Origin of the sequence: Streptomyces sp. NPDC015139 (assembly GCF_043079785.1) — a bacterium.
GTDB lineage: Bacteria > Actinomycetota > Actinomycetes > Streptomycetales > Streptomycetaceae > Streptomyces > Streptomyces albidocamelliae.
The window spans coordinates 205,221-223,311 of sequence record NZ_JBIBUW010000006.1 but is presented as its reverse complement, the minus strand read 5'-3'; the positions used below and the strand labels follow the sequence as shown (position 1 = coordinate 223,311).

At 74.0% G+C, this 18,091-nt stretch carries 18 protein-coding genes; 6 read left to right on the top strand and 12 right to left on the bottom strand.

The window, feature by feature from the left end:
* The first annotated feature begins 354 nt into the window (after positions 1 to 354).
* Both ACF08B_RS18590 and ACF08B_RS18585 read left to right on the top strand, forming a co-directional pair.
* Positions 355 to 1,632, top strand: coding sequence for a cytochrome P450 (locus tag ACF08B_RS18590; protein WP_392318324.1), 1,278 nt, complete (start codon positions 355 to 357; stop codon positions 1,630 to 1,632).
* A 133-nt stretch (positions 1,633 to 1,765) separates the two neighbouring features.
* Positions 1,766 to 2,641, top strand: coding sequence for a hypothetical protein (locus tag ACF08B_RS18585; RefSeq protein WP_392318323.1), 876 nt, complete (start codon positions 1,766 to 1,768; stop codon positions 2,639 to 2,641).
* Between the two features lie 34 nt (positions 2,642 to 2,675).
* On the opposite strand, the gene ACF08B_RS18580 is transcribed toward ACF08B_RS18585, so the two are convergent.
* Positions 2,676 to 3,074, bottom strand: coding sequence for a nuclear transport factor 2 family protein (locus tag ACF08B_RS18580; protein WP_093479626.1), 399 nt, complete (start codon positions 3,072 to 3,074; stop codon positions 2,676 to 2,678).
* 72 nt (positions 3,075 to 3,146) lie between these two features.
* Between ACF08B_RS18580 and ACF08B_RS18575 the strand changes: the two genes are divergently transcribed.
* Together ACF08B_RS18575 and ACF08B_RS18570 are read left to right on the top strand one after the other, a co-directional pair.
* The gene (locus ACF08B_RS18575) at positions 3,147 to 3,710 is read left to right on the top strand and encodes a PadR family transcriptional regulator (protein ID WP_392318322.1); all 564 of its coding nucleotides are present in this window, start codon (positions 3,147 to 3,149) and stop codon (positions 3,708 to 3,710) included.
* A gap of 4 nt (positions 3,711 to 3,714) precedes the next feature.
* Positions 3,715 to 4,458: a class I SAM-dependent methyltransferase gene (locus ACF08B_RS18570; protein WP_392318321.1), complete on the top strand. Its 744-nt coding sequence runs from the start codon at positions 3,715 to 3,717 to the stop codon at positions 4,456 to 4,458.
* Here the strand turns inward: ACF08B_RS18570 and ACF08B_RS18565 are convergent.
* The 7 genes from ACF08B_RS18565 to ACF08B_RS18535 all read right to left on the bottom strand — a co-directional run bounded on the left by ACF08B_RS18565 (position 4,436) and on the right by ACF08B_RS18535 (position 10,906).
* Entirely contained in the window at positions 4,436 to 5,179 is a 744-nt protein-coding gene (locus tag ACF08B_RS18565; protein ID WP_392318320.1) for a GntR family transcriptional regulator, read from the bottom strand. The two genes, ACF08B_RS18570 and ACF08B_RS18565, sit on opposite strands and share 23 nt — an antisense overlap.
* A 143-nt stretch (positions 5,180 to 5,322) precedes the next feature.
* Positions 5,323 to 6,522 (bottom strand): serine hydrolase domain-containing protein, encoded by a 1,200-nt coding sequence (locus tag ACF08B_RS18560; RefSeq protein WP_392318319.1) that lies wholly within the window; start codon positions 6,520 to 6,522, stop codon positions 5,323 to 5,325.
* A 126-nt stretch (positions 6,523 to 6,648) separates the two neighbouring features.
* The gene (locus tag ACF08B_RS18555; protein ID WP_392318318.1) at positions 6,649 to 7,617 is read right to left on the bottom strand and encodes an acetylxylan esterase; all 969 of its coding nucleotides are present in this window, start codon (positions 7,615 to 7,617) and stop codon (positions 6,649 to 6,651) included.
* Positions 7,617 to 8,147, bottom strand: a complete 531-nt coding sequence (locus ACF08B_RS18550; protein WP_392318317.1) for a DUF3291 domain-containing protein — start codon at positions 8,145 to 8,147, stop codon at positions 7,617 to 7,619. Before ACF08B_RS18550 ends, ACF08B_RS18555 begins: the two co-directional genes overlap by 1 nt.
* A gap of 320 nt (positions 8,148 to 8,467) precedes the next feature.
* Positions 8,468 to 9,052 carry a hypothetical protein gene (locus tag ACF08B_RS18545; protein WP_392318316.1) on the bottom strand — a complete coding sequence of 195 codons (585 nt, stop codon included), beginning with the start codon at positions 9,050 to 9,052 and terminating at the stop codon, positions 8,468 to 8,470.
* A gap of 467 nt (positions 9,053 to 9,519) precedes the next feature.
* Positions 9,520 to 10,239, bottom strand: a complete 720-nt coding sequence (locus ACF08B_RS18540; protein ID WP_392318558.1) for a ferredoxin reductase — start codon at positions 10,237 to 10,239, stop codon at positions 9,520 to 9,522.
* Between the two features lie 61 nt (positions 10,240 to 10,300).
* Positions 10,301 to 10,906 carry a sulfite oxidase-like oxidoreductase gene (locus ACF08B_RS18535; RefSeq protein ID WP_392318315.1) on the bottom strand — a complete coding sequence of 202 codons (606 nt, stop codon included), beginning with the start codon at positions 10,904 to 10,906 and terminating at the stop codon, positions 10,301 to 10,303.
* A gap of 240 nt (positions 10,907 to 11,146) precedes the next feature.
* On the opposite strand from ACF08B_RS18535, the gene ACF08B_RS18530 reads away from it, so the two are divergent.
* Positions 11,147 to 11,908, top strand: coding sequence for a GNAT family N-acetyltransferase (locus ACF08B_RS18530; RefSeq protein WP_392318314.1), 762 nt, complete (start codon positions 11,147 to 11,149; stop codon positions 11,906 to 11,908).
* Between the two features lie 21 nt (positions 11,909 to 11,929).
* On the opposite strand, the gene ACF08B_RS18525 is transcribed toward ACF08B_RS18530, so the two are convergent.
* The gene (locus ACF08B_RS18525; protein WP_392318557.1) at positions 11,930 to 12,328 is read right to left on the bottom strand and encodes a MarR family winged helix-turn-helix transcriptional regulator; all 399 of its coding nucleotides are present in this window, start codon (positions 12,326 to 12,328) and stop codon (positions 11,930 to 11,932) included.
* A 132-nt stretch (positions 12,329 to 12,460) separates the two neighbouring features.
* Here ACF08B_RS18525 and ACF08B_RS18520 point away from each other — a divergent pair, with 132 nt between their 5' ends.
* Positions 12,461 to 13,567, top strand: a complete 1,107-nt coding sequence (locus ACF08B_RS18520) for a hypothetical protein (RefSeq protein WP_392318313.1) — start codon at positions 12,461 to 12,463, stop codon at positions 13,565 to 13,567.
* A gap of 526 nt (positions 13,568 to 14,093) precedes the next feature.
* Here ACF08B_RS18520 and ACF08B_RS18515 read toward each other — a convergent pair.
* Genes ACF08B_RS18515 through ACF08B_RS18505 form a run of 3 tightly spaced genes read right to left on the bottom strand, consistent with a single transcriptional unit; the run spans position 14,094 to position 18,028 of the window.
* Entirely contained in the window at positions 14,094 to 15,335 is a 1,242-nt protein-coding gene (locus ACF08B_RS18515; RefSeq protein ID WP_392318312.1) for a VWA-like domain-containing protein, read from the bottom strand.
* A complete protein-coding gene (locus ACF08B_RS18510; RefSeq protein WP_392318311.1) occupies positions 15,332 to 16,585 on the bottom strand; it encodes an AAA family ATPase in 1,254 nt (417 codons plus the stop codon). The genes ACF08B_RS18515 and ACF08B_RS18510 overlap by 4 nt, the downstream gene beginning before the upstream one ends.
* Before the next feature lie 45 nt (positions 16,586 to 16,630).
* Positions 16,631 to 18,028, bottom strand: coding sequence for a hypothetical protein (locus ACF08B_RS18505; RefSeq protein WP_392318310.1), 1,398 nt, complete (start codon positions 18,026 to 18,028; stop codon positions 16,631 to 16,633).
* Positions 18,029 to 18,091: the final 63 nt, after the last annotated feature.

The window sequence follows — 18,091 nt, the reverse complement described above, 5'->3', positions numbered from 1 at the left end:
GGAGGTGTGCACACCTGTCTCCGGCGGCGGGAACGGCACCTCGGGTACGGCGGCGAGAGCCCGCCGACGAGATGGTGCGGAAAAGCTGACGCGCCGAGAGCCGGAGATCCGGGACAACGGCGGAACGATCAGCGTGAAGAGAGGAACCTGCACCGGCGTCCATGGAAGGACGTGCACGAGTGCTTTCGGCACAGTACCACTGGACGGGTCGCTGTGTCCGTGACTCTCCCAACAAGGCGCCGCACCGGGGTATTCCCGCGGTCGGGAGAGGCAGGCCGGGCGTACGGCACCGCCGGCGCGGCCCGACGGCCTGCCGGTACCGCCCCGGCGACCCTACGATCGACCCGTCTTGTCATGGGAACGTCAGGAGATTCCGTGGAGCACCCGCCCGCCCGTACCCCGCACCGCCTCGACCCCTCCGGTGGCTGCCCGCACGCCGTCAACGCGCGTCTGCTGTCCGGGGGTGCCGTCGCCCCGGTCGAGCTGCCCGGCGGGATCGAGGGGATGGCCGTCCTCGGGCACGAGGCGCTGAAGGAGTTCCTGCAGCACCCCGAAGTCGCCAAGAGCGCAGCGCACTTCACGGCTCTGCGCGAGGGCCGGGTGGCGGAGGGCTGGCCGCTGCTGACCTTCGCGACGGTCCAGGGCATGACCACCGCGGACGGCGACGACCACCGGCGTCTGCGGTCGCTCGTCGGCCGCGCCTTCACCCCGCGCCGCGTGGAGGAACTCCGGCCCCCCGTCGAGGAGTTGACCGCCCAGCTCCTCGACGGGCTGGAGCGGGCCGCCGCGGCGGGCGGTGGCACCGCCGATCTGCGGCGGCATTTCGCGCTGCCCCTGCCGATGGACGTCATCAGCGAACTGCTCGGCGTGGACGTCGAGTTCCGGGCGCGGCTGCACCAGCTGAGCAGCAAGGTCGTGGCCACCGACACCGAGCCCGCCGACGCCATCGCCGCCAACCGCGAACTCGTCGCCGTCCTCGGGGAGATCGCCGCGGCCAAGGCGGCCCGTCCGGCGGACGACCTCACCAGCGCGCTGATCGCCGCCCGGGACGAGGGCGGGGACCGGCTCAGCCACCAGGAACTCATCGGCACCCTCGTGCTGATGATCATCGCCGGCCACGAGACGACCCTCAACCTCATCACCAACGCCGTCCGCGCGCTGTGCGCCCACCCGGACCAACTCGACCTGGTACGGGCCGGCACGGCGAGCTGGGCCGACGTGGTGGAGGAGACCCTGCGCTGGGACGCGCCGGTCAGCTACTTCCCGTTCCGCTACCCGGTGCGGGACCTGACCGTCGACGGGACGGTCATCCCGGCCGGCACACCCGTGCTCGCCGGCTACTCCGCGGCCGGCCGCGACCCGGCGGCGCACGGCCCGGACGCCGACCGCTTCGACGTCACCCGCCCGGTGCGGCCCGACGCCGCACGCCATCTCTCGCTCGGGCACGGCGCCCACTTCTGCCTGGGCGCGCCGCTGGCCCGGCTGGAGGCGACGGTCGCGCTGGAACGGCTCTTCACCCGCTTCCCGGCACTCGAACTCGCCGTACCCGAGGCCGAGCTGGCTCCCCACGCCGGTTTCGTCGGCAACAGCGTGCGCAGTCTGCCGGTCCGCCTCGCGCCCGCCGGAGCCTGAGCCGCGCACCGGCCACGCGCACCCCGGCCCGGTTCATGACCGCTGTGTCACGGAACGGCACCGGATGACCCCGGTCGTCGACGATCGCCGATCCCGGGGGACTTGACCGGCAACCGTCCACTATGTTCAGGACATGTCCACGCCACCGCAGTCCCCGCAGCCGGCCGACCAGCCGCCGCAGCAGCCCGCTCCGCAGCCGGCCGTCCCGTCGCAGCCGACTGCCTACCCGTACCCCGGCCCGCAGTCCGCTCCGCCGGGGAACTTCTACGCGCAGCCCACGCTGGTCGGCCACCCCGGTCAGCCGCAGCCGCCCGCCAACCCGTACACCCAGGCTCCCCCGTACGGTCCCGCACCCGCCCCGCCGCCCGCGACCGGTGGTGGCGGGGCCGGAAGAGCCGTGCTGTGGGCGGCCGTCGGCGCGGTCGTCGCCTCCGCCGCGTGGGCCGGCGGGGTCTTCCTGCTCGGCGGCACCGGCGGCAGCGCGGACCTGCGCGGCTACTCGGCGCCCGCGAACATGTGCTCCAGCGCCGACTACTCCTCCTTCAAGGACGAGTACACCCAGGACGACTCCGCGCCGACCCGGACCTCGCTCAAGGACCAGGCGCTGGACGAGAGTTACTGCAGCGTCAATCTGAAGAAGACCGGCTCCAGCTACGCCGACGCGTATCTGTACATGCAGCTGGACCTGCACAAGAAGACCGACCCGGGGCCCGAGTTCACCGCGACCTGGAAGAACTACGGGGACAGCCACAAGGACTACGACGTCGACCCGGTCGAGGGTATCGGCGACGAGGCCTACCTGGTCAGCCAGGACACCAGCAGCGGCTCCTCCAGCAGCGGCTCCCGGTACGCCACGCTCGCCGTCCGCGACGGCTGGGTGACGTACACGATGAGCTACAGCGCCTACCTGAGCTCCTACAGCCAGGACAAGACCCCGCCCGTCCTGACCGACGTCACCGACTGGCTGAAGACGGACGCCAGGGCGACCCTGAAGCAGCTCAGGGACTGACGCCCGTGCCTCCTCCGGTCGGCCGGCACCGCGCTCAGGCCGACCGGGCCTCCGCCTCCTTCGCGATCTGCTCGAAGCGTGCGCCCATGGCCTCGGCCAGGGCGTGCGCGCCCGACAGCGGCCGGACCATGACCATGAAGTCGTCGATCAGGCCGTCCTCGTTCACGTGCAGGAAGTCGCAGCCGGTCAGCCGGCGGTCGCCCACCCGGGCGGTGAAGACCAGCGCATGGTCGTGGCCCGCCGGGTCGCCGATCTCCCGCTCGTACCGGAAGTCCTCGAAGACCTGGGCGACCGCGCGCAGGATCGCCGCGGTGATCGCCTTGCCCGGATACGGCTTGAAGACGACCGGGCTGGTGAAGACGACGTCCTCGGCCAGCAGCGCCTCGGCGGCGTCCATGTCCCCGGCCTCGACCGCCTCGCGGAACGCGCGCATCGGATCACCTCGCATACTCAACTTTTTGAATAGGTGCGGATGACATTAATCAATGGCTGCTAGCCTGTCCACATGTCGCTCAGGTACGCCGTCCTGGCCGCCCTGCTGGAGGGCGAGGCCTCGGGCTACGAGCTGTCCAAGTCGTTCGACGTCTCACTCGCCAACTTCTGGCCCGCCACTCCCCAGCAGCTCTACCGGGAGCTGGAGCGGCTCGCGCAGGACGGGCTCGTCGAGGCACGCACCGTGCAGCAGGAACGCCGTCCCAACAAGCGGATGTTCACGCTCACCGGGACCGGCCGGGCGGAGCTGGCCGCGTTCGCCGCGGATCCGCCGAAGCGGCCCACGGCCGTCCGCGACGAACTCCTCATCAAGATCCAGGCGATGGACGGCGGCGACCCCGACGTCACCCGGGCGCTGATCGAGGAGCGCATGGGCTGGGTGCGCGGCAAACTCGACCGCTACCGCCGGGTGCGCGACCGCCTCCTCGACGGGCGCACCGAGGACGAGTACCTGCGCACCTCCGACCGCGTCGGCCCGTATCTCACCCTCATGGCCGGGATCGGCTTCGAGGAGGAGAACCTGCGCTGGTGCGAGCGTGCCCTGGCGGTCCTCCGGCAGCGCGTGACCATGGGCTGACGGCATGTACGGTCCCGACGGTCCCACCTTGCGCGAACTCGCCGTACAGGCGCTGTCGTCCGTCGAGCACGGGTACGACCTGCTGGCCCCGAAGTTCGACCACACCCCGTTCCGGACGTCCGACTCGATCCTGGAGTCCGTGGCGAGGGCGCTCGCCCCGGCGGGACCCTTCGGGGACGGACTCGACCTGTGCTGCGGCACGGGCGCCGGCACGGAGGTGCTCACCGGGCTCTGCCGGAACAGTGTCACCGGGGTCGACTTCAGCGCCGGGATGCTCGACGTCGCCCGGCGCCGGGTCCGGCCGGGCGCCGGGCCCGCGCTCGCGTGGGTGCGCGGTGACGCCCGGGCCCTGCCCTTCACGGCCGCCTTCGATCTCGTCGTCTCCTTCGGGGCGTTCGGCCACTTCCTGCCCCGTGAACTGCCGACTCTCTTCCGTCAGGTCCACGCGGCCCTGCGCCCCGGCGGCCGCTTCGCCTTCCCCGTCCTGGCCCCGCCGCGCCCCACGCACCCCGCCTACTGGACGCTGCTCGGCTTCGACGCGGTGATGCGGGTGCGCAACGCGCTGTGGCGGCCGCCGTTCGTCATGTACTACAGGGCCTTCCGCCTCGGGATGGTGCTGGAGGAGCTGGGCCGCGCCGGGTTCGCGGTCGAGCTGTCCGCGCTTCCCGGGTTCGGGCGGCGCGACGACGGCAGCCCGCGGGCCCGCCTGGTGGTGGCACGCCGGCTCAGCCCGCCGCCGGCAGCGTGAACTCGTAGACCAGGGCGTCCCGTTCGGCGTTCACCACCAGATCGGTGATCTCCAGTGGGCGGGCGTACTGGTCGTGCACCCGCCGCGTGACCCGGACCGAGGCCGTGTCCCCCACCTGCGAGATGGCGTCCCGGTGGTGCAGGGTCAGACCCGCTCTGCGCATCCAGTCGTAGGCCCGCCGCAGCTGCGCCGGGGTCGCGCCGTCCGCCCGGTCCCGGTAGCGGGCCAGCTCCGCCACCTCGGCCAACGCCACCGCCGAGAACGACGTCACCGCCGCCCGCAGCGAGCGACCGTCCGGCGCGACCGACCGGTAGCGGTGCACCAGGGTCGGCCGGTGCGGGGCCAGACCCAGTACCTCGGCGTGCCCGGCCGGGGGCACCTCCCAGGTCACCGTGGCCCGGTCGACCGCGCGCGGGTCCGCCGAGCGGGCGCCCACCGGGAAGGCGAGCGACTCGGGGGCCTCGACCGGCCCCCCGGGCAGCGTGGCGTGGCTGCCCCGCCGGTCGGTGGCGACGACGCCGTTGCGGCGCAGCATCTCCAGCGCCTGCCGGACGGTCTCCCGGCTGACCCCGAAGTGTGTCGCCAAGTGCCGTTCGGACGGCAGTCGTTCCCCGGGCGGGACGACGCCGTCACGTAGTTCGTCGAGGAGCAGTGTCGCGACCTGCGCGTAGAGGGGCCGGTCGGTGCTCTGCGGGGGCTGGTTCGGGGTGGTGCGGGCCATGCCGCGCCCTCCTGTGGTGACAAGACGTAGCCGTGCGGGCTCATTGCGCGACCACAATTAGCATTGGTCTAAACCACAAGGGAAGAGCGGTCGGGTGGTTCGGCCGAAAGAGACCCGCGCCCCGGCTCGCACCGTTCCCGGTGTCACAGAGCCTGGTACAGAGCCTCGACGAGTGCCGTCTTCCGTGGGTCGTCGGCGATACGGGGGCCCATCCGGTTCATGACGTAGCCCAGCGACACCCCCGCCTCCGGGTCGGCGAGCCCGCACGAGCCCCCGAACCCGTCATGACCGAAAGCCCGCGGGTTCGGGCCGTACGACCCGTGCGCCCCGCTGAGCCACAGCCCGAGTCCGATCTCCGTCTCGCCCTCGAAGCCGGCCCCGAGCACCAGATCGCGGCAGCTTCCCTGCCCCTCGCGCACCCGCTCGGCCGCCTCGGGCGACAGGATCCGCCGGCCGCCGTACGTGCCCCGCCCGGCCAGGACGCCGTACAGCGCGGCCACGGCCCGGGCGGTGCCGTGCCCGTTCGCGGCGGGGATCTCCGCCGCCCGCCACTCGGGCGAGTTCGCCTCGGCGGCACCGACCAGCGGATTGGCCAGGGCCGCCAGAGCCGCCGGCGCCAACTGCTGGAAGACCGCGCTCTGTTCGCCGCCCGCCGCGGGTGAGGGGCGCACCAGCTCGGCGACGCGGCCCGCCTCCTTCGCCGGCAGCCCGAACGTGAAGTCGATCCCGAGTGGCCCGGTGACCTCCCGTTCCAGGAAGGCCCCCGGCCGCAGCCCCGAGATCCGCCGGACGACCTCGCCGACCAGGAAGCCGTACGTCAGCGCGTGGTACCCGGACCGCGTGCCCGGCTCCCACCAGGGTTCCGTGCGCGCCAGCCGGGCGGTGGTCAGCTCCCAGTCGTACAGCTCGGACAGGGAGTGCGGCTCGCGCAGCCCGGACAGTCCGGCCCGGTGCGCCAGCAGATGACGTACCAGCACCCGTTCCTTGCCCGCCGCCGCGAACTCCGGCCAGTACGAGGCCACGGGGGCGTCCAGATCGAGCAGCCCCCGGTCCGCGAGGATGTGCGCGCACAGCGCCACCGGGCCCTTGCCGGTCGACCACACGTTCACCAGTGTGTCCCGCTCCCAGGGCCGGGTGCGGTCCGCGTCCGCCCACCCGCCCCACAGGTCCACCACCGTCTCCCCGCCGACGGTGACCGCCACCGCGGCGCCGAGTTCGCCCCGCTCGCGGAAATTCGCCTCGAAGACCTCGCGGACCGCGGCGAACCGCGGGTCGCAGTGTCCCTCGACCCGGACCCGCGCCGTCTCCTGCGTCTCGGTCCTCTGCGGTTCGTGCACCGACATGCGGCCTCCGTCGTCGCCGTGGAGCCCCGGCCGCGACGCTGCGAACGGGGCAGAGTGAACGTACCGACTGGTCGGACTGGAGGGAAGGGGGGGAGGGCGGCGGGGACCGCTCCGCACTGCTCCGCGCTACGCGTACGACCGCAGCCAGTGCAGCTGCGCCGCCTCCTGGTAGGGGCCGCCGCCCTCGTGGTCGTTGAAGTCGTAGACCTCGATCGCCTTGTCCTCGTGCGCCCAGGCGTTGAACGCGGCGAACACGGTGGACGGCGGGCAGGTCTGGTCCTCCAGGGCGGCCGAGAACAGGGCCGGGGCCCGGCCGCGGGCGGCGAAGTGCACCCCGTCGAAGTAGGACAGGGTGCGCAGCACGTCCGCCGCGCGGCCACGGTGCGTCTTCAGGAACAGGGCGATCTCCCGGTACGGATGACGGTCGGTCAGTGTCGCCGCGCGCGGGAAGTCGCACAGGAACGGCACGTCCGGGGCGACCGCGACGAGGTCCGGGACCAGGCCGCCCACCGCGAGGGAGATGCCGCCGCCCTGGCTGGCGCCGAGCGCCACGGTCCGCGTCGCGTCGGCCAGCGGATGCGAACGGGCCGCCTCGACCGCGCGGACGGCGTCCGTGAACACCCGGCGGTAGTAGTAGTTCTCGGGGGCGTCCACGCCCCGGGTCAGGAACCCCGGGTAGGCCGGCGCCGCTCCCACCGGGTCCGCGGTGCCGCCACCGCCGCCCCAGGCGCTGCCCTGCCCGCGCGTGTCCATCATGAAGTGCGCCCGGCCGCTCGACGCCCACAGCAGGTTCTCGTGCGGCAGCCCGCGCCCGCCGCCGTAGCCGAGGAACTCGACGACCAGCGGCAGCGGTTCCGTCGCGCCGGCCGGCAGCCGCAACCAGCCCTTGACGGGGTGGCCGCCGAAGCCGGCGAACGTGACGTCGTACACCTCGACCGTGGACAGTCCGCTCTCCACCCGCTCGAAGCGGGCGCCCAGTTCGTGCGCACGCGCCTCCTGGAGGGTTCCGTCCCAGAACGTGTCGAAGTCCTCGGGCTCGGTGGACTCACCGCGGTACGCGCGCAGTTCCTCGAGGGGAAGATCGAACAGGGGCATCAGCAACCGCCTTTCAGGTACTCGCCGTCCGGGGCGAACGAGTGGGTGAAGGTGAAGGCGTGCGGCGCGGAGCCGTGGTCGTGGAGGTGCTCCAGCCGGGAGACCCCGTCCTGCCAGGTGGGTGTCACGCCGTCGGAGACCCACCAGCTCACGTGACTCGGGTGCCCTGTCCTCTCGAACCAGTCGTGACGTGTGTGCAGCGCCGCGCGGTGCAGACCGGTGTAGACGGCGTCGAAGGCGGGGCGCAGACCGGTCCAGAGCGAGAGGGTCGCGGCCAGCGCGGTCGTCTCCGCCGTACGGCCCTTTCCGTACCAGCTCGGTACGGCGAACTCTCCCCACGCACCCCAGTCCGCGCCGAAGAGCACGCCCCGCTCGCCGTCTGCCGCTTCGGCACGCGCGAGGTACCCGGGGTGCTGACTGATCATCTGGTAGACGGCCTCCCCCATGTCGTAGAACTCTTGCGTGAGAGGTGCGGGATCGGCGAGAGGCGACTTCAGGACGCCGAAGGTGTACAGCGCGAGATGGGGCATGCGTCTCTTCCTGGTCGGGGGTGCCTGGTGTGGGCTTACGTCCGGGGGGGCTCAGCCCGAAGGAACTCCGGTGCGACCGTGGGCGATCGCCGAGGACCAGGTGAAGGTAGCCGCCTCCGCGGGCCCTGTCGAAGTTGCGTTCTCCCGGTGCAAGTGGCCTCTCGCACCGGCCGTCACGGCGGCCGCGGCGGTGAGGGTCGGGGCAGGCCGCGGGGTGCAGGTGACCCACTTCGGCCGGGCGGTTCACCCGCCCCGCCGGTCCGTCCACTTCTCCGCCGTCAGGTGAGTCGGCCCGCGTCCGCCCGCCGTACGCGGACGTGTCACGTCCTCGGCTGGGTCCACCTCGGGCCCGTCCTGGCCCATTCCCGCTCCCACTCGGCCAGCCGGTGGCGGAGCGCGAACCGCCGGGCGATCGCGTGCGCGAGGAGCACCGCGCCGGCCGCGCCGCCCGCCGCGCACAGGCCGAACGTCACCGAGTGCTGCCAGACCGCCACGTCGTCGGGCGGCGGTGCGACACTGCGGCCCCTGGAGTCGAACCACACGGGAACGACCTCACCGGTGTGCGTCCCCGCCGGGACACGGGCCCACGCCGTTCGGGGTGCCTTTCCCGGCTCCGTCCAGCGCACCTGGGCGCGATAGGGATGCCGACGCTCGCCCTGCCCGGAGGCCGGCCGCACGGGCGGGTCACCGATCACCGTGGCGCGCACCTGGTGACGTTCGGCCCGCTGAGCCGCGGCGAGCGACCGTGCCTGATCGTGGGCGTGCAGTCCCGCGGCGATCCCGACGAGTGGTACGACCACGGACAGCAGGACGGCGACCACCAGCACCGTCCACGCCTCCACGACGTCCGACCGGCGTCGCAGCGGATTGCGCCGCCAGCGCCAGCCACGCACCCGGGTACGCATGTCCACCTCCTCGCCGGGGCGGGAGGGTTGGAGCGAGCCGGTCCTCGGGCCCGTCGCCCCCTCCGCCCGCGCACACGCGCGTCCACACCCGTCTCGTACCCCGTACGGCGCACCTCGCGCATGCCGTGAACCGCGAGTTCGAGCCCGCGTGAAGCACGGAACGCGCCATGCGCCCCACCATCGCGCGACCGACCTCCTCGCGCGACCGGAGTACAGGGCGCAGGCACGCGGCTACGGACAGCCGCTGCCTGCGGGGGGTCTCCGGGCGGGGGCGCAGCTCCCCGGCGGGCGGGAGCGTTCGCCTCGAACGGGGACCTGGGCCTGCGCCCACGTCCTGGGGCGTGCGCGAGGGCCTCACGCGCCGCCTCCGGCTGATCTCGCCCGAGGCGACCGGCTGATCTCGGCCGAGGCCTCCGCTGATCTCAACTCACGCGCCGGCCGGAGGTCGGCAAAAGCGTGCAGCTGCCTCAGCCGAAGCGTTCGATGCGGATGCGTTCCGTCGGCTGGCCCGCCTCGACCAGGAGGCGGGAGGCGTGTTCGGCGAAGCCGTTGGAGCCGCACACATAGGCCTCCCAGCCGTCGGTCGGCCGCTCGGTCAGGAGCGATGCGACGTGTGCGGCCGTCATACGCCCCACCGGGACCCCCGCCGGGGCGCTGCGGGTGTACACCGGTGTCGTCTCCGTACCCAGTTCCCGCGCGTAGATCAGTTCTTCGGGGCTCCGCGCGGACACCAGCATCCGCAGCGGCAGGGTGAGGCCGCGCGTGCGGTGGTGACGGACCATCGACATCAGCGGCACGATCCCGGAGCCGGCCCCGAGCAGCAGCGCGGGTCGGTCGCCGGGCCAGGCGAAGAAGCCGCTCAACGGGCCGCGCACCTCGATCGTGTCGCCGGGCCGGGCCACCGTGTGGAACCACCCGGAGACCTCCCCGTCCGGCACCCGGTCCAGGGTCAGCTCGATGTGCCCGGAGTCGTCGGGCGCCGACGCGATCGAGTAGTGGCGCTGCGCCACATAGCCGTCCGGGGCGGTCAGCCGCAGCATCAGGTGCTGGCCGGGCAGATGGCCAGCCCACCGCGGCACCGCGAGCCGGAAGGTCGAAGCGTGGGGGGTCTCGCGCCGGATGTCCGTCAGGGTGGCGGTCTGCCACGTCGCGGCCACCTGACCGCTCACCTCGATGCGCCCGGGCACGGCGAACCGCGGCACGCCGGCGCCGGCCGGGGCGGGGGAGTTCGCGCTGCTCGTCACCGTCTCAGTCACCGGAGTACCGCTGCTCCTCCCAGGGGTTGCCCCGGGCGTGGTAGCCGTTCTTCTCCCAGAAGCCCGGCTCGTCGTGGTCGAGGAGTGTGATCCCCGCGATCCACTTGGCGCTCTTCCAGAAATACAGGTGCGGCACCACCAGCCGGGCGGGACCGCCGTGCTCGGCCGGCAGTGGCGCGCCGTCGTACTCCCAGACGATCCAGGCCCGTCCGCCGGTCAGGTCGGCGAGCGGCAGGTTGGCGGTGTACCCCGTGTGGGAACGGGCGACGGCATGTGTGGCGGACCCATGGGGCCGCACCACATCGAAGAAGGCGTCCAGCGAGACACCGCCGAAGCGCACGCCGAACTTCGACCAGCCGGTCACGCAGTGGATGTCACCGTCGTACGCCGACGCCGGGAGTGCGTGCGCCGCGTCCCAGTCCCAGGTGTGCGGCTGCTCCACCAGTCCGTCGATGCGGAAGGACCAGTCGGTCGCCGCGAGGGCGGGCGTGACCTCGGCGGACAGGACGGGCCAGTCGTCGCGTGCGTCGTACTGCCCGGGCGGCAGTCCCGGGTCGTGGACGCGCGGACGGCCCGTGAAGCCTCGCGTGACGTTCATGGTTCAACCGTACTGTGTCGTTCCGTGTGCCCCGGCCCTGGTCATCGGTGTGCGCCGGCCGGATCATTGCGGCCGCGTGAACTCCGCCCCGGCGCGGGAATAGGGGTCCGCCGCCCCTGCTTGCCCCTTCAGTGCGGCGCTCAGTGCCGGCTCCGGCGGCCGGTGACGATGCCGGAGGAGCGAGGAGAGGAAGAGGATGCGCAAGGCCCCCGTCTGCAGGACCGTGATCGAGGTGACCGCGTGAGCCCCACCACCGGTTCCGGCGCCCCCGGCCCGAGTGCCGCCGGCGTCCCCCACGTCCTCGACAACCCCGCCCTCGCCTCTCTGACGGGCCCGCACGCCCATTTCGCCGAGCGGCGCGGCCGGGTGCTGCGCTACCCCGTCGACGTGTCGCCGTGGCTGGCGCTGCCGGCCGATCCGGACGCGCGGGACTGGGCGGACCTCGCCGCCCTGGCCGGTCCGGGGGCCGAGGTCCCGCTGCCCGGCTTCCGCGGTCGGGTGCCGGCGGACTGGGAGATCACCTTCCGGATCGAGGGGGTGCAGCTCGTGGACGACGGCCTGGCCGCCGCACCGGATGCGGAGGCGGTCCGGCTCGGCCCGGCGGACGTACCCGAGATGCTCGACCTGGTGGAGCGCACCCGGCCGGGCCCGTTCCTGCCGCGCACCGTCGAACTCGGCACCTACCTCGGCATCCGTCGCGACGGCGCGCTGATCGCCATGGCGGGGGAGCGGCTGCACCCGCCGGGCTGGACGGAGATCAGCGCGGTCTGCACGGATCCGGCGTTCCGCGGGAAGGGGCTGGCCGCCCGCCTGATCCTCGCGGTCGCCCACGGCATCCGGGAGCGGGGCGAGACACCGTTCCTGCACACGAGCGCCGAGAACGCGAGTGCCATCCGGCTGTACGAGTCCCTAGGCTTCCGGCTGCGCCGCCGTACGGCGTTCCTGGCCGCGCGGGCGCCCGAGCGGCTGGCGGACGGCCTGGCCGCGGTGCCGGTGGCGTAGCCGGACGCGGGGCGGGCTCCGTCAGTCGGAGTCCGCGCCGGCCGGCCCGGCGTTGTACCGCTCCAGATAGGCCGCGAACCGGATCAGGTCCTCCGCCGGCCAGGTGGCGAGCCGCTCCCGGAACGCGGCCCGGCGGCTGCGGGTGACCTGGGCGAGGATCTCCTCGCCGGCCGCGGTCAGATGCAGCACCTGGACCCGGTGGTCCTCCGGGTCCAGCCGGCGTTCGATCAGCCCGGCCCGCTCCAGCGCGGCCACCTGGCGGCTCACCGTGGACTTGTCCAGTGCGTAGTGGGCCGCAAGATCGGTGGCCCGGCAGCCGCCTCGCTCCTCCAGGTGCCCGAGCAGGGTGTACGACACCAGGGACAGCTCGGGGTGCATGCGTCCCGCCGAGGCGCGGGCCCGGCGCGCGAAGACCGTCATCTCGCGCTGGATGGTCTCGACGGCCGACTCCGACTCCGCTGTGCTCACGGGAATACCTCCTCCGGCGTTCTAGTTGTATAGTACAACTTGAAGTGAGAGTTGTATAAGCCAACCATATGGAGGTCGTGCGCGATGAGGTCACCGGCACTGCGCCATGTGCTCACGCACCTGGTCACCCCGCTGCTGATGTGCATAGGCATGGGGCTCGCGTACATGGGGGCCTTCGTCACCCCGGAGCCGCACCACCTGCCGGTGGCGGTCGTCGGCAGCGGCCCCCGGGCCAAGGTCTTCGCGCAGACGGTGAAGGACACCGCGGGGGACAGACTCGACGTCCGTACCGTCGCCACCCGCGCCGACGCCGTCGGTCTGCTGAAGTCCCGTGAGGTGACCGGCGCCTACGTGCCCGGCGCCAGGACCCCCGAGCTGATGGTGGCCACGGCGGCCTCCGACATGGGCGCGACGGCCGTGGAGAAGGTGTTCACGCCGGTCGCCGCGAAGGAGGGCGCGCCGCTGAAGGTCACCGACGTGGCGGCGCCGGTCGCCGACGACCCCACCGGGCAGGGGCTGTTCTTCCTGCTGATCGCCCTGAGCATCGGTTCCTACGCCTCGGTCGCCGCGCTCGGTGCCGCGGGTGCCGCCCTCGCGATGCGGGTGCGCGCACTGCTCGCCGTCGGCGTCTCCGCCGTGGTCGGCGGCATCGGCGCGCTGCTCGCCGGGCCGGTGTTCCACCTCGCGCACCACGATCTCGCCGGCGTGTGGGGGATGGCCTGGCTGTACTCGGCGGGCATCCTCCTGATCGGCGTCGGCCTGCACACCTTCCTCAAGCGCTGGACCACGCTGACCATGATGGTGCTGTTCGTGATGCTGAACTTCACGAGCTCCGGCGGGTTGTTCCGGCCCGAACTGCAGAACGGCTTCTTCGGCTCCCTGCACGCCTTCTGGAACGGCGCGGGCTTCGTCGAGGGCGTCCGCAGCCTGCTGTACTTCGACGGTGACGGCCTTGCGTCCAACGCGTGGACCCTGGTGGTCTGGCTGCTCGTCGGCCTCGCCGCGACCGGCCTCGCGGCCCTGTACGAGCGGCCCCGCCGGGCTCGGCACGCGGCCGCCACCGGGAGCACGCCCGTGCCCGGGGCCACCACCGGATCCCCCGAACCCGTCGCGGAGCCGGACGCCGTACGGGCGGCGCGGGCGGCCGAGGAAGAGGCCGAGGAAGAGGCCGAGGAGACGGTCGGCGTCTGACCTTCGGGCCGGCACCGGCCGGGAAGCCCGGCGCCAGTCCTGGCTTCGGGCCGGCACCGACCGGAAGCCCGGCGCCCGACCTGCTGGCCGGCACCCGCCGCGAACATCCGCGTCCGACCTTCCGACCGGGGCCGGCGGCGAGCTATGGCGTCCCGTCTCCGGGCCGGCACCCGCCGCCAACGTCGGCGTCCGAGCTCCCGACCGGGGCCGGCGGCGAGCTACGGCGTCCGACATCCTGACCGGCACCGGCCGGGGAGGCCGGCGTCCGACCTCCCGACCGGCCCCGGCGGCGGACCCTGGCGTCCGCCCCCTGGCCGGGACCCGCACGCGAACATGGGCATTCGACCCCCTGGCCGGTACGGGCGAGAAATCTCGAGGCTCGACAGCCTGGCCGGTACGGGCGGGGGACCTCGGGGCCCGACGGTCTGGCCGGTACCCGCCGGAGCAGGGGTCCGCGCCCACCCGGGGCGGGGGCCCTTGACGTCTCCGGCCGCGGCCCGGCCCCCGTCCCGGTGGCCGCGCCCCGTCATCGCCCCGTCGCCCCGATCGTCACCACCCGGGCCCACGCCGGGGGTGTGTCCTGCCGGTAGTCGGGGTTGTTCTCGTTCGGGGTGCGGCCGGTGCGGGGGAACAGGCCCACCACCGTGCGGCAGGGCGGGCGTGCTTCCGGCCATGGCGTCTGGCCGTCGGTCAGGACCACGATCACGTCGGGGCGTGCCTTCAGCGCCCGGGCGAACCCCTGGCGCAGATCCGTCCCGCCGCCGCCCACCAGCTCGATGCCCTCCGCCCGGCACAGGGGCAGCACGGTGCCGGCCGCGGCGTCGCACGACACCACACCGACCAGATCCCGCCGCCCGCCCACGGCCCGGCAGATCGCCGCGACCTCCAGCAGCGCGCTGCCCAGTTCGGCGTCGCTGACCGATCCGGACGTGTCGACGACCACGCACACCCGCGGCGGCCTGCGCCGCAGGCTCGGCAGCACGACACCGGGCAGTCCGGCCGAACGCCGCGCCGGCCGGCCGTAGCTGTAGTCCTCGCCCGCACCCGGGCCGGAGACCGCGGAGCGCACGGCCGCCCCCAGCAACTGCCGCCAGGGCTGCGGCGGATGGAACGCCTCCTCGGCCCAGCGCCGCCACCCCTTCGGTGCGCTGCCCGGCCGGCCGTTGATGGCCTGCGCCACCCGGAACCGGACCGCGTCCCGCTCCTGGTCGCTCAGCCCGTGCGCGCCGTCCGGGCCCACGTCCCACTCCCGCGCGAGCCCGTCGGCCCCGCTGCCGCAGTCCAGCCAGGCCAGCCGCGCCAGGTGCGGCCCCAGCCGGAACAGGCGCAGGTAGTCCTCCATCAGCTCGCCCTCGGGCAGCCCCAGGCTTCCCGGGGTCACGGCTCCCTCGGGTCGCACGAGGCCGTCGCCGTACACGTCGTCGTTGATCTCGCAGTCCGCGGCGATGTTCATCCGCAGTCGGTCGCCGGCGCCGGTCAGCCCCCGTTGCCGGGCGACCCGGTCGCCACGCCCGTGATGGTCGCGCAGCAGATGGGCGACCTCGTGCACCCACACCCCGGCCAGTTCCTCCACCGGCGTGCGGTCCACGAACCCGGGGGAGACGTAGCACCGCCAGTGCCGGTCCACGGCCATCGTCGGCACCTGCCGCGACTCCACCGGATGCAGGGCGAACAGCGCCGTCGCCAGATAGGGCCGTACCCGTGCCGCGTGCAGCCGTGCGGCGAACAGCTTGCCGAGGTCCAGCGCCCCCGCCGCCTCCACCGTCATCGGTTCCCCCGGGCGGCGGGCGTCGCCCGGCGGGCGGCGTCGTCGGCCCGCCGGGCCAGGGTCACGACCCCGGACAGCTGCTCGATCGCCGCCGGTACGTCCCAGTCGTCGCGGCGCAGGGAGGCCAGTGTGGACGCCGGTACGACCACCACGTCCGGCGCGCCCGTCTCCAACGCCCGCACCAGCAGCTCCCAGGCCGCCTCCCAGCGGGCGCGTTCCGGCCGGTTGCGGACCGCGTCCACCACCCCGTCCAGGACGGCCTGCCGCAGATCCCCGCGCTGGGGCAGCTCGGCGCCCGCCGGGTCGGCGAGCAGCGTCTCCGGGTCGGGCAGGTCCATCCGGTCGAGGGCCGCCAGCAACTCCAGGCCCGGACCGTCCCCGACGGTGCCCCGGACCAGCAGCGACAGCACATCGCGGGACGCGCCGGCGGCGGTCGCGAAGGCGAGCAGCCGCAGGGTCGCCTCCCAGCTGCGGGGCGACGGCCACGCACCGCCCCGGCGGCTCTCACCGCCGGGCAGCCGGTGGACGAGCCCCGGGCGTGCGGTGAGGAACGCGCACACCGCGCGCCGGGCGTAGGACACGGCACCGGTCAGGCGCTCCGGGTGGAGCCGGGGCAGGGTGGCCCGCGGCCAGGTCCCGCCGAGCCCGCGTACGACGACGTCGTGGTCGTGGGTCCACTGAAGGTGCACGAACCGGTTGGCCAGGGGAGGGCTGAGCTCCCAGCCGTCCGCGGCCGAGGAGCGCGGATTGGCGGCGGCCACGACACGTACCCCGGGCGGCAGGCGCAGCGTACCGATCCGTCGCTCCAGCACGAGCCGCAGCAGGGCCGCCTGCACCGCGGGCGGGGCGGTGGACAGCTCGTCCAGGAACAGCAGCCCGCGGCCGGCGCGGACGAGCCGTACGGCCCAGTCCGGCGGGGCCATCGGAACGCCCTGGACGGCGGGGTCGTCGCCCACGACGGGCAGCCCCGAGAAGTCGGACGGCTCGTGGACGCTCGCGATCACGGTGGTCAGGGGCAGGTCGAGGGCCGTCGCCAACTGGGTCAGGGCCGCCGTCTTGCCGATGCCGGGCTCGCCCCACAGCAGTACGGGGAGGTCGGCGGTCACGGCCAGGGTCAGCGCCTCCAGCTGGATGTCGGCCCGCGGTTCGGTGGTGGTCTCGTGCAGCAGGGCCAACAGGGCTTCGGCCACGCCGAGTTCGGTGGCTTCGGAGGGATCGGGCATCGTGGCGGAAGTTGTGCGTGAGGGCATGGGGGATCACCTTTGGGTGTGAAGTGGGCGGAGAGGGAGTGGAGTTCAGCGAGCGGAGGCCGCGTGGCGCGGGCGCCGGCGGGGCTGACGTACACGGCGGTCGGTGGCGCCCGGCGTGACGGGAACGGCGTGTCCGGGGTCGTTCAGTCCGGCGCGGTAGAGGCCGTAGGCGATGTGCCGCTCGGCGGCCGTCGCCAGGGTGTCCCGCAGGGGGCCCTCGCGGAGTACCGCCTCGGGGCCCAGCAGGGCCTCGACCACCGCAAGGGCACCGGCGGTGTCGCCGTGGTCCAGCCGTTCCCGGACTCCGGAGAGGCAGTCCGGTCGCCGGTGCGCCGCGTCGACGGCCCGCAGGCAGGGCAGCGGAGGACCGCCGAGGGCGGCCAGCAGTTCCTCGCGGCGGATCTCGGCCGGGTCGTGGTCCAGCGCGGAGAGCACGCCGTCGACCAGTCCGATCCGGTGCGTCGCTCCCCGGCACGCCACGAGCCGCGCCCCGTGCGCCGGATCCGGGTCATCTGGCGGACCGGGGGCGGGGTGACCGGGCGCGAGCGCGGCGGCGACCAGCGGGTGCAGCCGGCCCGGGGCGAGCAGTCCGGCCCGCAGGAGTTGCAGGTCGGGCGAGAGCCGGGTCGCGGCGTCCGGCAGGACGGGCAGTGCGCGGAACCCGCCCGCCGGGTGCCCGGCCGCCACCGTCAGTCCGAAGCCACCGTCGTCCGGGACGAGTTGCAGCGCCACCCGGCCCGCGCCGCCGAAGCGCACCGCGAAGGCACCGGGGCCGCGCCCTTCGGCGCGGAGCAGGAGGGCCGCCTCCGCCGCCCAGCGGCCGACGGCACAGCCGAGGCCGGCCGGTACGAGCCCGAGGGGGTCGTGATCCGGAGGCGCCGGCCCGTCGGCCCCCGATCGGACCCCCAGTTCGGCGGCCCGGTCGGCGTCCCACAGATGGCGGTGCAGGTCGAGCCGGTACCGGCGGTTCGGCCGCGGGTGCGGATGGTTGCCGGCGTCGGGGCGGTCCGGGTCCCACAGGGCGAGACCGATCCGCTGGCCGGCGTCCGCCGAGGCGGGCGGGGTGCGCGCCACGAGATGCACGGCGGACGCGCGGCCGGGCCCCCCAGCCCGGCCGGGCTCCCCGTAGCGGGCCAGGGAGAGGGTCAGGCCCGGGCGCAGCAGCCCGTCCGGCGCGATCCTCGGCATGTGCCAGCGCAGCAGGTCCGGGGCGAGCCGGCGGAGGTCGGACCGCACGCGGGCGGCGAGTTCCCGCCCGTGGACGCGGGCGACGGAACGCAGATCGAGGTCGACGTCGACGCGGGCGGCGGCACAGGCGCCCGCCCAGTCGCCGGCGCCGCGGCGGACGGCCGCGGTCTCGATCATGGACGGTGGCACGGCGTACCGGCGTACGCGCAGCCACAGGGCGAGCCGGGAATCCCCGTACGCGGTCGAGGTGGGCATCAGCACTCACCTGGCGCGGACGGGACCCCCCATCGACATGAGGTCTGAGTCGTCATCGCGGCG